Below are 13333 nucleotides of genomic sequence, written 5' to 3' on the forward strand. Positions count from 1 at the left end.
TCCATAGGTTAACGTTTGATATGGTGAGGGCACTTTGCAATGAAAAATGATAGAGTCCTAGTTGTTTCGATAGGCTTTTAATTCATTCAATTGAACCAATATTTCTATAGAGTTGTGCCATAGTCTTCCTTAATGTTAAGTGCTTACCCTCAAGCGTTTAATGTTAAGGAAGACGACAGCGCTCAACGAGCAAGGAGATTAAATGCTAAATTCTGTAACAGCGAAGGCGGTGATCGATCATGCACTCTTTTTGGGGGCTGATTTCGCCGAGTTATTCGTTGAACATCATCAAACTAACACGGTCCAGATCGCGTCGAGCGAAGTAGATAAAGTCAATTCAGGGATCGATTTTGGTATCGGGGTCCGCCTTTTTTTCGGTCACAAAGTGCTTTACGGTTACACCAATAGCACGGATGAAGCAGAGCTAAAACGCGTTACCTCGCTGCTTGCTGCAAAAGATAAACGCGATCAAATCGCCTCTGCGGGCGCCTTGAACCTAAATCGGTATCCACTTCAACATCCTTGTCGCCTGCCTTTGGGGAAAGACGCGAATTTAGACTCAAAAATTGAATTTCTCCTTAAAGTCGATCAAGCGACACGTTCTGAAAGTGAGTACATCAGCCAATTTATTGGCAGCGTGCTGCAGCGTGAACAACAGGTTTCTATCTTTAATTCTGACGGTCTGCATGTGGATGATACTCGTCATTATATTCGAGTTTCGGGCAATACTGTTGCACAGAGAGGCACTGAACAATCTACTGGTTCGGAAGGCCCAGGTGCGTTAGCGGGCTGGGAGTTTAGCGAGCAAGTGGATGCCAGTGAGCTTGGTCAAGTCATCGCTCAGCAAGCTCTGGTGAAATTAGGGGCGGATGCGTGTCCATCAGGCGAAATGCCAGTGGTGATTGGCAATGGCTTTGGCGGCGTTATCTTCCATGAAGCATGCGGTCACTTGCTTGAAACCACATCGGTTGCGAAAAAGGCGTCGGTATTTCATGACAAGATGGGTGAAATGATTGCTAACACTGCGGTTAATGCTGTCGATGATGGCACGATGACCAACGAGTGGGGATCCATTCATGTTGACGATGAAGGCATGCCAACGCAGCGTACCCAACTTATTAAAGATGGTCAGCTAACCAGTTTTATGGTTGATAGAATGGGCGGAATGAAGACGGGCTATGAGCCCACAGGTTCGGGACGTCGACAAAACTATAAGTTCGCACCCACATCAAGGATGCGTAATACCTTCATTGAAGAAGGCAAACATTCGCTAGACGACATGCTGGCAGGAATAGAGCGCGGTATTTACGCGAAAAAAATGGGTGGCGGCTCTGTTCAACCGGGAACCGGCGAATTTAACTTTGCTGTTCGCGAAGCCTATTTGATCGAAAACGGTAAAATTACCAAGCCTCTAAAAACGGCAACACTGATTAGTACCGGACCAAAAGTACTGCAAGAAATTAGTATGGTCGGCAAAGACATGGCACTTGCCCCAGGTATGTGTGGTTCTGTGAGTGGCGCGGTGCCAACAACGGTCGGTCAGCCTTCGCTGAAAGTAGATAATATCTTGGTAGGAGGCGGTAACTAATGAGTCAAGAACGGATGAGCCAGCAACAAACACTTGTTAACTCGATTGATTACGTGCTGTCGGAAGCGAAACGACAAGGCGCAGAGGCCGATGTAATTGTTAATCGCAATAGCAGCTTTTCTCTTAAAGCGAACCAAGGTCAGCTAGATGAGTATAAAGTGAGCTCTAGCCAAGTATTGGGGGTTCGAGTGGTAAAAGACGCTCGCGTAGCAACCAGTTACTCTGAATCACTAGAGCAGCCAAGCCTAGACTTAATGCTAACGAATGCTTTACAAAGTGCGCGTTTCTCTAAACAAGATGAGCATCAAAGCATTCGCTGCGTAGAGAGCGTAATTACAACGGATATCGCGGAAATTGCTCAACAAGACACCACGTCAGTAGATGAAAAAATCGCGCTGTCCTTAGCGCTAGAGCAAGGTGTCGTTACGCGCCCTTATGCGACCAGTTCACCTTACAACGGCTACAGTGACGGTGAAGCCCAACTGATCATTGCCAATACCCAAGGGACAATGTGCCAGCACTTTGAACGTTCATTTAGCTGTTATGCGTATACGCTGTTTGAAAAAGAGGGTAAGCAATCCATGGCAGGTAAGGTGTCGGTAGGTCGTCGTTTTGACGAGTTAGACGCGGCATTCTGCATTGACGAGGGCTATAACCTTGCTCGGGATTTACTTGAAGGCGCTCCGGTTGCTACGGGCAATTACTCCGCAATTTTTCACATTAACGCGTTAAGTAGCCTATTTGGTGCCTTTGGTAGTGCGTTTTCCGGTGTCAGCGCAATGAAAGGTATTACGCCATTGGCAGGCAAGCTTGGACAACCTGTGGCGAGTGAGTTGATTACCTTGACTGACGCCGCGTATATGCCAAATGGCATGGCCATTTCAGCTTTTGATAGCGAAGGGTTTGCCAGTCAAGATAACGTCCTTATCGCTGCTGGTAGGCTGAATACGTTACTGCATAACAGCCAAACCGCGAGTTACTTAGGCGCAACGTCAACGGCAAGTGCGTCTCGTGGGGCGAAGTCGAGCTTAGATGTATCCGCTAATCATAAACTTATAGCATCAGGTAACAGCAGCGTCTCAGAGGTAAAAGCTGGCGAATATTTGGAGCTTGTTGAATTACAAGGGGTGCATTCGGGGGCGGATGCGGTCAGTGGTGATTTCTCATTTGGCGCGAGTGGCTTCTTATGCAGAGACGGCAAACGGATCCAGCCAGTACGGGGAATTACAGTTGCTGGTAACTTCTACAAAATGCTGCAAGAAGTCGAGGCGGTGGGGGAGATTCAGCTTATCAACGATAGCCGTACCTTCTTTGCGCCAGACATTCGCTTTGCTCGCTTGAGTATTGGCGGTAAATAGCGAGTTATTGCGCGATGTTAGTTACCTACAGGGGCTCGATGGAGTCCCTTTTTTATTGTCGTGATTGGTGTGGTTTGCCAGTTGACTCGCCTTTATCCCACCAGTTTCTATTTTGAATGCGTCTTCAGCTTTTCACGTTCTCGCCATAACTCTCTTCAAAAATCTAAATTGGCAAACTAAGTGTTATGTTATAACATAACACTTAGTTTGGTTGATGTTTGCGCGCTTGGCTGTTAGTCGAGTTTTGCCATCTGTTTGATTATGAGAGAAATATGAATCAGGAAAAAATCTCTGTCACCGTGCTGTCTGGCTTTCTTGGGGCAGGTAAAACAACGGTTCTTAGTCATATCCTTAATAATCGTCAAGGAAAGCGAGTCGCCGTGATTGTTAATGATATGAGTGAAATCAATATTGACTCTGCAACGGTTAGGAATGAAGTTTCACTGGATTACCAACAAGAGAAACTGGTGGAAATGAGCAACGGATGCATCTGTTGCACTTTGCGCGAAGATTTGCTGCTTGAGGTGAGTCGCCTTGCAAAAGAGGGACGCTTTGACAATCTTGTTATTGAATCTACTGGGATTGCAGAGCCGCTTCCTGTTGCTGAAACCTTTACCTTTACAGATGGCGAAGGAGAGTCTCTCTCTGATATCGCGACATTAGATACCATGGTAACGGTTGTGGATGCGGTTAACTTCTTACATGACTATGAAGCGGCGCAGGATCTACAAGAGACCGAGCAGCACCTGGGAGAAGACGATGAACGCAGTGTCACGGATTTACTTATTGAACAGGTTGAATTTGCTGACGTACTTTTAATCAGTAAAGTAGATCTTGTTTCTCAGGACGATGTCGCAAGACTCACTGCTATCCTAACTATGTTGAATACCAGAGCCCGTATCATTCCAATTTGTAATGGCAAGGTAGATATTGGCGAGGTATTGAATACTGGTCGGTTTGATTTTGAGCAGGCACAATCTGCACCGGGTTGGCTAAAAGAGCTAAGGGGTGAGCATATACCTGAAACGGAAGAGTACGGTATTGGTAGTTTTAGTTTCCGAGCTCGCCGTCCATTTCATCCAGAAAAATTTCATGATTTTCTTCATGATACAGAACGATTTGGCAAGTTAATCCGCTCAAAGGGATACTTTTGGTTAGCTTCCCGCCCAGAGTTCGCCGGGCAGTGGAGCCAAGCTGGAGGCATTGGCAACCATGGTTTTGCTGGGTTGTTTTGGAAAGCTACGCCGACAAATCAATGGCCCACAGATCCCGAAATTCTTAAAGACATTCAACAAAGTTGGGTAGAACCCTTTGGTGATATGCGACAGGAATTAGTGTTTATTGGTCAGGGTCTTGATCAAGTCGCAATGACGCAAGCTCTTGATGAATGCTTATTAAATGACCAAGAAATGTCTGCCGGAGAATCCTATTGGTTGATGCTATCGGACCCGTTTCCTCGCTGGGAGGCAGAAGCATGAGTATAAGCCGCTTGAACATAAGTGCTACAGAGATAAATACTTTAGAGCCAGCCAATATCGTTAGTGCAACGTCTTTACTAGCCAAAGCGACACAGCCAACCGTTCTTTCCGATATTTATAAACAAGACCATAATCTCGCGGTATGGCAACGTTCATTACCGGCAACGTTAACTCAATCTATTGATGAAATGCTTAAAAATGGCGTTGCGTTATCTGTGGTGCAAACGGTGACACCAGATACTACCGCTGCTTGGCTTCGAAACAAATTGTCTGACCATTCATGCGCAGATGAACTGAGTCAGGATATTGCGTTAATTGTTGATATGTTTTGTTGTCTGTTCGACGTAAACGAAGCAGGGCTGCGACTCACCACACTTGATAGCCCAATGTGTCCAAAATTTCATGTAGATCATTTACCATGCCGCTTAGTCACAACCTATGCGGGTGCGGCAACCCAGTGGTTACGTAACGAGGACGTTGATCGCAGCAAATTAGGGGCGGGCAGTGTTGGTTTACCCGATCACCAATCAGGTTTGTATCAAAATACCAATGCTATCAACCAGATAGAACGCGGTGACGTTGCCTTACTCAAAGGAAGCGGTTGGGAAGGCAATGAAGATACAGGGCTGGTACATCGATCGCCAGAAGCGACACCAGGTCAACGTCGATTGTTACTAACGTTAGACTTGAGGTAGCGAAATGCGAGAGATTGAAGGCATCATTGTAAAGAGTATTTAGATCAGAGCATTCAGGCGATGTCGGTTTATCGTATTTTGGATTTTCTAGAGAGTGAACATTTAACTCATAAACTAAACGTGTCCAATAAATACATCGTTTGCTCTCATATCCTTTGTGATCACCAGCATGCTTTTCACTTATCCTCAAATTACGAAAAATGACTATGATAAGAAGAAATCCAACCGGACACTTACCCGAGGTGTCAGAATCAGCTTTTATCGATCCGACCGCGATTATTTGCGGAAAAGTGATCATCGAATCGAACGTTTTCATTGGACCTTATGCCGTTATTCGCGCTGATGAGGTTAACGAGCAAGGGGAAATGGACGCGATTGTGATAAAACGAGATACCAATATTCAAGATGGCGTGGTGATTCACTCAAAATCAGGGGCGGCGGTCACCATTGGTGAACGCTCATCCATTGCGCATCGTTCTATTATCCATGGACCCTGTGAAGTTCGTGATGATGTGTTTATTGGTTTTAATTCCGTGGTGTTTAATGCGGTCATTGGTAGTGGCTGCGTGATTCGTCATAACTGTGTGGTGGACGGGTTAGACCTGCCAGCGCGTTTTCATGTCCCCCCTATGACCAATATTGGTACAGGCTTCGATTTAAACAGCATTTCTAAAGTACCACCTGAGTATTCCGCCTTTTCTGAGTCTGTGGTTTCCGCGAACCATACCCTAGTGCAAGGCTATAGGAGAATCGCCAATGAGCTCTGATAAACAAGCTATTTCAGCGGTTCCAACCAATATCATTACTGGTTTTCTGGGTGTAGGTAAAACATCGGCCATTGTAGAATTAATGGAACACAAACCAAAGGATGAACGCTGGGCGATTTTGGTTAATGAGTTCGGTGAAATCGGTGTTGATGGCAGTTTACTGCAGGGCCAGAAAAACGCAGAGCAGCGCGTATTTATTCGTGAAGTTCCCGGTGGGTGCATGTGCTGCACGGCAGGCTTACCGATGCAAATTGCACTGAGTCAATTACTGTCAGAAGCTCGACCTGACCGATTATTAATCGAACCTACGGGACTTGGGCACCCTAAAGAAGTGTTACAAGTTCTCTCGACAGAACACTATCGAAAGATCCTATCATTGCAAAAAAACATTACTTTAGTGGATGCCCGTAAATTATCCGATAGCCGCTATACCAGTAATGAAACGTTCAATCAGCAGATTGCCATTGCCGATACGGTCGTTGGTAATAAAATCGATCTCTATCAACCAGGCGACGCGGAAAAACTGCAAGCGTACGTTGCAGACGTCGGTCGCCCGATGACAAAGGTGATATTTACGCAACATGGCGCTATTCCATTTGCAGACTTTGAGGGCGATACCAGCATTCATGAGCACCCACCACATGATCACCACCACGGGCACAGTAAACCACTTGCCTCTGAATTACCGATGCCTGAAAGTGGCCTTATTAAAGCGACCAACCAAGGGGAGGGGTTTGAAAGTGTTGGCTGGAGATTTTCACCCAACAAACACTTTGACCGTAAGCGATTAATTCACCTTTTGATTGGGCTGGATGTCGAAAGAATGAAAGCGGTATTTATTACGAAAGACGGCATCTTTGGTTATAACATGACTGTAGATGGACTCACCGAAGTGGAATTAAATGAAAGTACTGAGAGCCGAATAGAGGTTATTTCTGACTACGTGGATTCAGCGCTAGAAACTCAGTTAATTCAATGTGTAGTAAATTAATGTTATCAATGAAGCATGTCATCAGCGGCTTCATAACGCTAGCTGGTGACATGCTGGACTGAAGTTAGCTTGTCAGTTATGAGAGCTAACTCAAGAGTTCGTTTCGGACAATATCTGCGCCCGCTTTTAGTGCTTTGAGTTTGGCTGTTGCAATAGAGCGAGATAATGGTGCCATACCACAGTTAGTGCAAGGGTAGAGGTTTTCAGCATCCACAAACTTAAGCGCGTGCCGTAAAGTATCTGCGACTTCTTCTGGCGTTTCAATTGACTCAGTAGCGACATCAATGGCACCGACCATGACCTTTTTACCTCGAATCAGTTCAAGTAGCTCCATTGGGACATGAGAGTTATGACACTCTAGCGAGATAATATCGATGTTTGACTGCTGTAGCTTAGGAAACACGGCTTCATATTGTCGCCACTCAGAACCTAATGTCTTTTTCCAATCGGTATTGGCTTTGATGCCATAGCCATAACAAATGTGCACTGCGGTCTCACATTTCAGCCCTTCAATAGCTCGCTCTAGAGTCGCAATACCCCAATCATTGACCTCGTCAAAAAAAACATTAAAGGCTGGCTCATCAAATTGAATAATATCGACACCGGCGGCTTCTAGTTCTTTGGCTTCTTGATTAAGAATTTTAGCAAATTCCCATGCAAGCTTTTCACGGCTTTTATAATGGTCATCAAATAGCGTGTCTATCATGGTCATTGGACCTGGCAGCGCCCATTTTATCGGTTGCTTGGTTTGTTGACGTAATAGTTTAGCGTCGTCGACAAATACAGGCTTTTGGCGAGAAACTTCACTAACGACCGTAGGGACGCTGGCTTCATAGCGATCACGAATTTTAACGGTTTTACGCTTTTCAAAGTCAACACCATTGAGGTGCTCGATAAATGTCGTGACGAAGTGTTGACGTGTTTGTTCGCCATCACTGACGATATCAATCCCAGCCTGTTGCTGCTCTTGTAAGGACACGCGTAAGGCGTCGTGTTTTCCGTCGGTTAATTCGTGGCCTTGTAACTTCCACGGTGACCAAAGTGTTTCTGGCTGAGCGAGCCAAGACGGTTTAGGCAAACTGCCAGCGGTTGAAGTGGGTAATAGTCTTTTCATAATCAATGCTGCTTATATTTCGGTTAATTAAAGAAAGTACTGAGCAGACCATTGCTCAAGAACAATGTTATAGGGCTTAATAAAGTGTTCTTCCGCAAACTTCCCTTGATCAACCGCTAACTGGCTCCGCTCACCTCTGTCATAAACAATTTGAGTCAGTGAGTGATCGAGGTTTTTCAAGTTTGGTCGATAACACTTACCCGCAGCGGCATTCGCATTATAGATCTCGGGGCGGTAGATTTTTTGAAACGTGCCCATCGTGCTGATTGTGCTGATGAGTTCAAGATTGGTGTAATCATTCAATAAATCACCAAAGAAATAAAAAGCAAAAGGGGCAACACTGTTCGATGGCATGAAATAGCGAACCTGTAATCCCATTTTTTTAAAATATTGCTCCGTTAACGACGTATCATTTGGCTCATATTCAAACCCTAGCACTGGATGTTGATTCTCCGTGCGGTAATAGGTCTTGTTGTCAGAAACACTCAGACATATTACTGGTGGCTTATTAAAGTTTTCTTGATAAGTTGGGGAGTTGACGAAATGCTTAAATAACTTTCCGTGTAACTCACCAAAGTTATCAGGAACACTAAATTGTGGTTGATCTTTATTATGGTTAAGGAGTAAGACGCTAAAGTCATAATCTCGCACATAGGAGGAGAAGTTGTTTCCTACTATTCCTTCACTGCGCTCATTCGTTTTATGGTCGATAATATTTGTTTTTAAAACTTCAATTGAAGGAAATGCTTGGCCCGTACCTTCAATATCTAAATCAACCGAAATGATCTCTAGTTCAATAGAGTAACGCTCCGCGCTAGGGTTGTCCCAGCTAGCTAAGGCATTGAAACTGTTGTTAATCATCTTTAACGCGTTACGTAAGTTTTCTTGTCGGTTACGGCCCCTCGCTAGATTAGCAAAGTTGGTTGTGATACGAGTGTTGTCAGAAGGCTGATAGTTTTCATCGAGACAAGTACTCTTAATCGTAAAATCAAACTGTGTATTTTCTGTGCTTATCATGATTTATTGTCCCAAATTAGTGTCTAAAATTAATGTTTTTTCGTCTCGGATAGTTTTAATGAAAGCGTGCTATGACCGGAATGACATTAATGTGATGCTGTATTGAAATTGTTGCTTAAGTAATTTATACGGATATTAACGGGTGATGAAAAATGCTTTTACTTCACATTCAATATGAATAATTTTCATGATGAATACTGTTTGAAACTATTTTGTTTTGAAATTAGTATTGTTCGTCGGTTATATGTTTTCTTAAATAAAATATACCTCATTTTTGTGTGGTTTATTTTTGCATACTTATTATTACATTAATTAAAGAGATAAACGGATGAGTGAAATGCTGTTGTTAGTAATGTACTGCTTACTTCTAGGAAGTGGTGTTGGCTTTTTAGCTGGGCTGTTAGGCATAGGAGGAGGGCTGATTATAGTGCCAGTGCTGAGTAGTATTTTATTTCACTTCAACATTTTGCCTTCTGAGCAAGTTGTCGTCGCGGCGATTGCCACCTCCTTGGCGTCAATATTGTTTACGTCTACCTCTTCAGCGATCGCTCATCATAAAAACGGCAACGTACCCTGGGAGCTGGCGCCATGGGTTATGGTGGGAGTGGCATTAGGTGCGCTGATCAGTGGCTTTTTAGCCACGCTTTTGCCAGAGCAAGTCGTTCGCTTAGTGTTTGCGGTAAGCGTTGTCCTTATCGCGATAAAGATGTTTTTGAGCAGCAAAAGTCATAAGACGAAACAAAGAAAAATACCTAATAAAGGTGTGCTAACGCTCCTTACCACAATCACGGGTGGTCTATCTGCCATGATTGGAATAGGGGGAGGGGCGTTGTTGGTGCCTCTGTTGACGTTTTTTTCGGTCGACATGAAAAAGGCAATAGGCTGTGCGTCTGCATGTGGAATTGTTATTGCGCTATTCGGGTCTATCGGGTACATCACTACAGGTAGCCGTGACTTAGCATTAGCAGATGGATTTGTAGGGTTTGTGTATTTACCTGCGCTACTGGGCATCGTATGTACATCTTGGTTTACTGCGCCATTAGGCGCCAAAGCAACCCATTACCTACCAGTATCGACAATTAAAAAGATCTTTGCTGGGCTGTTGTTAGTCATTGCTGTGAATATGGCGGCGAGTTAAGTGCGCCGTAATATCCGTGAAGGTGTAGCTTGAATGATATGCCTGTGACAACGCCGTTGTGTTTATGAAAGAACGCGTTAGCAGGTTAATTTTTGCCACACTTGGGTCATGTTATCCTGCTTTTTCCTATCAAAGATGAAACCTTCGATTCTACCTATTGCGCAAGCAAACGTTTACGTGTATTTTCTCGCCACTTAAATTTTTACTAACATTTTGTTGGGTCGCTATTGAACGGCTGAGACCCAATAGAAACGAGGAATAGGCATGACCGAGATTACATCAACTGCAACGGGTAGTTGGCTCAATAATTTCTTTTTGATTTCACAACGTGGAAGTAACGTTCGTCAAGAGGTTGTTGCAGGTCTTACGACATTTTTGGCGATGGTATATTCGGTTATTGTTGTCCCTAGCATGCTGGGTGTGGCGGGTTTTGACCAAGGTTCTGTTTTTATCGCCACGTGTTTGGTGGCGGCGTTTGGTTCAATGTTGATGGGGTTTTGGGCCAACCTACCCATGGCCATTGGTTGTGCCATCTCATTAACGGCGTTTACCGCTTTTAGCTTAGTGTTGGGGCAGGGCGTTTCAATACCGGTTGCATTGGGTGCGGTATTCTTAATGGGGGTTATTTTTACCGCCATTACCGTTACGGGCGTGCGCCAGTGGATTCTAACTAACCTTCCTGAAGGGATTGCTCACGGTACGGGTATTGGTATTGGTTTATTTCTTTTATTGATCGCCGCGAGCGGTGTAGGTCTTGTCATCAAAAACCCGGTAGAAGGATTACCAGTCACGTTAGGTGAGTTCACTTCGTTTCCAGTGATCATGTCCATGCTGGGTCTTGCCGCTATTTTTGGACTTGAAAAGCGTCAGGTTCCTGGTGGCATTCTCTTTGTTATAGTTGCGATTTCTGTCTTTGGTCTGATTTTTGATCCTGCTGTGCAATATCAGGGATTTTTCGCGTTACCTAGCATTGGTGGTGAGGGCTCTCTGATGGGGACGATGGACATCATGGGGGCGCTCAATCCAATCGTTTTACCGAGCGTATTAGCCTTAGTCATGACCGCTATTTTTGATGCCACTGGCACTATTCGAGCAGTAGCGGGTCAAGCCAATCTACTTGATAAAGACGGCAATATTATTGATGGCGGTAAAGCACTAACCTCAGATTCTGTGTCGAGTATCGTTTCTGGTGCGGTGGGTGGTGCACCTGCCGCCGTTTACATTGAATCAGCAGCGGGTACTGCGGCTGGTGGTAAAACCGGTCTTACCGCTGTAGTGGTGGGTGTGCTGTTCCTGTTTCTATTATTCTTAGCGCCAATTAGTTATTTAGTGCCTGCATACGCAACAGCACCAGCGTTAATGTATGTGGGTTTACTGATGCTAGGTAACGTACGTAAGCTGAATTTTGATGATTCGGTTGATGCATTATCGGGTTTGGTTTGTGCGGTATTCATTGTTCTAACTGGTAACATCGTAACAGGCATTATGCTCGGGTTCTTGTGTCTCGTTGTTGGTCGCCTTTTCTCTGGCGAATGGAAGAAACTGAATCTGGGTATTGTGCTTATTACCCTAGTGTTAGTTGTTTTCTATGCGGGTGGTTGGGCTATCTAACGTCTCCTATCAGTAAATTTAGTTTCTATACCCAGTCAATTGACTGGGTATTTTTTTGTGTATCACTACATGCCGCCCTACCAGAAAGAGACAGCAGTGCAGAAAAACTACTCTGACATAGTCACTACTAATCTTCCTTTCGCCTCTAATTCTTCTCGATAAGGTGATATACAACCCCGCGGTAATGGAGATTCATGTAAGATCTTTAGTGCTGGTGATTGGGTGCGTCCTGGCTCTGGTGAGTCTGTACGATTTGTTTTTTCGAAGTAGTCAAGATCAGCCATTATGAGTAGCTGTCTAGTGAGTATCCATCTACTATGAGTAGTGAACGGGTTTGCTTTAATTAGGTTGTAATTGTCCGAATAGTTTTCATCGAGAGTTCCTAATCGGTGAGGACCTTTCTTTATCCATCGTGTGTAAGCCAGAATCTCCCCAGAAGCAGCAAGCAAGTACTGATTATCTTCTACACTAAATGGCATTCCCGACCATGGTGATGGGTTGAAAGCCCAACCTTCGTCCACACGTTTCTCATACCTAAGAGCCTGCATACTTAGTCCTCCACCAAGAGAGTATCCAGCAGACACAAACTTAATTGAGTCGTCATCTAGTACGTCACGATAGTGCTCAACCACCCGATCAATGTACTTCTCTGTAACACCGAACTGTGACTTCATTAGCTTTAGGTTATGGCCCCAATCTGCACTATCATTGGAGCCGGTAAATGCCATTACGATCTCTCGTAAATCGTCGCCAGAATAGATTTCGATGGTGGTTGCTTCAAAACCGGTGCCGTTCGGATCTTTATCTACTGTAAGTTCGGACACCACTCGCATATATGGTGGTAGCTTTACATGTCTATCTTTGTTGGCTAGGTCTTTCTGTAAAGAATAGTCCGCAGCGATAGCGTAAAGGTAACCTTTGCTTGCAAGACTGAATCTTTTATCTTTATCTAAATTAAAACCAGCTTCTGCTGTGTAAAAGGTATAATCAAGGTACCTCGCGTTGCACCATGCATAACCTACATCGTTATGCCCTATGTCGTTGTTTGCACATCCAGTTACTACGAGTGCGATGGCTCCACTGAGCGCTAAATTTTTCCATATAGTCATTTTGTTAGTCCTTCTACCTAGCCTTTTGGGGGGAGTTGTAGCATTACGGCTACTAACTATAGCGTAGACAAAAAAGCGAGCATCACGTGGTGATCGAAGTAGTCGGTTACCAGAAGACAATATAGTTTGTCATTTTTTGTATCTGTAGACCCTGAGGTTTACGTAACTGGGGAGCAGAACAGTTAGAATGTATTTGCCCCAAAGGCTCAATGGCGAATTAGACGACCACCTTGGTTATGAAAAACATGCCAACAAACCAAACTCCAACACCCGTGATGGCTATTCTGCCAAGACTATCATTACTGATGATGGCGAAGTCCCTATCGAGGCTCCAAGAGACCGAGAGACGAGCTTTGAGCCCAAGCTCGTTCGTAAGCATCAAACTCGATTTCAATCGATGTGATTAGAATGATTAGAAGGACACACACCAAAAAATATGACACCTTTTTAAAGGCTTGAAAAACGAG

11 protein-coding genes and 2 pseudogenes are annotated in these 13333 nt (G+C 44.5%); 10 read left to right on the forward strand and 3 right to left on the reverse strand.

Annotated features, from left to right (window positions below):
• Nucleotides 1-202 precede the first annotated feature (202 nt).
• From L4D05_RS19655 to L4D05_RS19685, 7 genes and pseudogenes are all read left to right on the forward strand, one after another.
• Entirely contained in the window at nt 203-1588 is a 1386-nt protein-coding gene (locus L4D05_RS19655) for a TldD/PmbA family protein (RefSeq protein WP_428752525.1), read from the forward strand.
• Between the two features lie 14 nt (nt 1589-1602).
• Nucleotides 1603-2946: a TldD/PmbA family protein gene (locus tag L4D05_RS19660; protein WP_428795060.1), complete on the forward strand. Its 1344-nt coding sequence runs from the start codon at nt 1603-1605 to the stop codon at nt 2944-2946.
• A 272-nt stretch (nt 2947-3218) separates the two neighbouring features.
• Nucleotides 3219-4424, forward strand: coding sequence for a zinc metallochaperone GTPase ZigA (gene zigA / locus L4D05_RS19665; RefSeq protein ID WP_428795022.1), 1206 nt, complete (start codon nt 3219-3221; stop codon nt 4422-4424).
• Nucleotides 4421-5119: a DUF1826 domain-containing protein gene (locus tag L4D05_RS19670; protein WP_428795023.1), complete on the forward strand. Its 699-nt coding sequence runs from the start codon at nt 4421-4423 to the stop codon at nt 5117-5119. The genes zigA and L4D05_RS19670 overlap by 4 nt, the downstream gene beginning before the upstream one ends.
• A gap of 24 nt (nt 5120-5143) precedes the next feature.
• Nucleotides 5144-5290 (forward strand): annotated as a pseudogene (locus tag L4D05_RS19675) (transcriptional repressor); the annotation flags it as partial.
• A 35-nt stretch (nt 5291-5325) separates the two neighbouring features.
• Nucleotides 5326-5886: an LbetaH domain-containing protein gene (locus tag L4D05_RS19680; protein ID WP_428795024.1), complete on the forward strand. Its 561-nt coding sequence runs from the start codon at nt 5326-5328 to the stop codon at nt 5884-5886.
• A complete protein-coding gene (locus tag L4D05_RS19685) occupies nt 5876-6877 on the forward strand; it encodes a CobW family GTP-binding protein (RefSeq protein WP_428795025.1) in 1002 nt (333 codons plus the stop codon). The genes L4D05_RS19680 and L4D05_RS19685 overlap by 11 nt, the downstream gene beginning before the upstream one ends.
• An 85-nt stretch (nt 6878-6962) precedes the next feature.
• Here L4D05_RS19685 and L4D05_RS19690 read toward each other — a convergent pair whose 3' ends face one another.
• Nucleotides 6963-7991, reverse strand: coding sequence for a methionine synthase (locus L4D05_RS19690; protein ID WP_428795026.1), 1029 nt, complete (start codon nt 7989-7991; stop codon nt 6963-6965).
• Nucleotides 7992-8018: 27 nt separating this feature from the next.
• Nucleotides 8019-9008 (reverse strand): DUF1852 domain-containing protein, encoded by a 990-nt coding sequence (locus L4D05_RS19695; protein ID WP_428795027.1) that lies wholly within the window; start codon nt 9006-9008, stop codon nt 8019-8021.
• Nucleotides 9009-9336: 328 nt separating this feature from the next.
• On the opposite strand from L4D05_RS19695, the gene L4D05_RS19700 reads away from it, so the two are divergent.
• Both L4D05_RS19700 and L4D05_RS19705 read left to right on the forward strand, forming a co-directional pair.
• Nucleotides 9337-10146, forward strand: coding sequence for a sulfite exporter TauE/SafE family protein (locus tag L4D05_RS19700; RefSeq protein ID WP_428795028.1), 810 nt, complete (start codon nt 9337-9339; stop codon nt 10144-10146).
• Between the two features lie 264 nt (nt 10147-10410).
• Nucleotides 10411-11757 (forward strand): NCS2 family permease, encoded by a 1347-nt coding sequence (locus L4D05_RS19705; protein ID WP_265677085.1) that lies wholly within the window; start codon nt 10411-10413, stop codon nt 11755-11757.
• A gap of 107 nt (nt 11758-11864) precedes the next feature.
• Here L4D05_RS19705 and L4D05_RS19710 read toward each other — a convergent pair whose 3' ends face one another.
• Nucleotides 11865-12866, reverse strand: coding sequence for a DUF6792 domain-containing protein (locus L4D05_RS19710; RefSeq protein WP_428795029.1), 1002 nt, complete (start codon nt 12864-12866; stop codon nt 11865-11867).
• 187 nt (nt 12867-13053) lie between these two features.
• Here L4D05_RS19710 and L4D05_RS19715 point away from each other — a divergent pair.
• A pseudogene (locus tag L4D05_RS19715) lies at nt 13054-13266 on the forward strand (transposase); the annotation flags it as partial.
• Between the last annotated feature and the right edge of the window lie 67 nt (nt 13267-13333).

The sequence above is a fragment of the Vibrio nomapromontoriensis genome (assembly GCF_050337205.1).
In the GTDB taxonomy this organism is placed as follows: Bacteria; Pseudomonadota; Gammaproteobacteria; order Enterobacterales; family Vibrionaceae; genus Vibrio; species Vibrio nomapromontoriensis.

Excerpts from the sequence above, each read along its gene's own strand:
- L4D05_RS19655 (WP_428752525.1), top strand. The coding sequence starts at position 203 with ATGCTAAATTCTGTAACAGCGAAGGCGGTGATCGATCATGCACTCTTT.
- L4D05_RS19660 (WP_428795060.1), top strand. The coding sequence starts at position 1,603 with ATGAGCCAGCAACAAACACTTGTTAACTCGATTGATTACGTGCTGTCG.
- zigA (WP_428795022.1), top strand. The coding sequence starts at position 3,219 with ATGAATCAGGAAAAAATCTCTGTCACCGTGCTGTCTGGCTTTCTTGGG.
- L4D05_RS19670 (WP_428795023.1), top strand. The coding sequence starts at position 4,421 with ATGAGTATAAGCCGCTTGAACATAAGTGCTACAGAGATAAATACTTTA.
- L4D05_RS19680 (WP_428795024.1), top strand. The coding sequence starts at position 5,326 with ATGATAAGAAGAAATCCAACCGGACACTTACCCGAGGTGTCAGAATCA.
- L4D05_RS19685 (WP_428795025.1), top strand. The coding sequence starts at position 5,876 with ATGAGCTCTGATAAACAAGCTATTTCAGCGGTTCCAACCAATATCATT.
- L4D05_RS19690 (WP_428795026.1), bottom strand. The coding sequence starts at position 7,991 with ATGAAAAGACTATTACCCACTTCAACCGCTGGCAGTTTGCCTAAACCG.
- L4D05_RS19695 (WP_428795027.1), bottom strand. The coding sequence starts at position 9,008 with ATGATAAGCACAGAAAATACACAGTTTGATTTTACGATTAAGAGTACT.
- L4D05_RS19700 (WP_428795028.1), top strand. The coding sequence starts at position 9,337 with ATGAGTGAAATGCTGTTGTTAGTAATGTACTGCTTACTTCTAGGAAGT.
- L4D05_RS19705 (WP_265677085.1), top strand. The coding sequence starts at position 10,411 with ATGACCGAGATTACATCAACTGCAACGGGTAGTTGGCTCAATAATTTC.
- L4D05_RS19710 (WP_428795029.1), bottom strand. The coding sequence starts at position 12,866 with ATGACTATATGGAAAAATTTAGCGCTCAGTGGAGCCATCGCACTCGTA.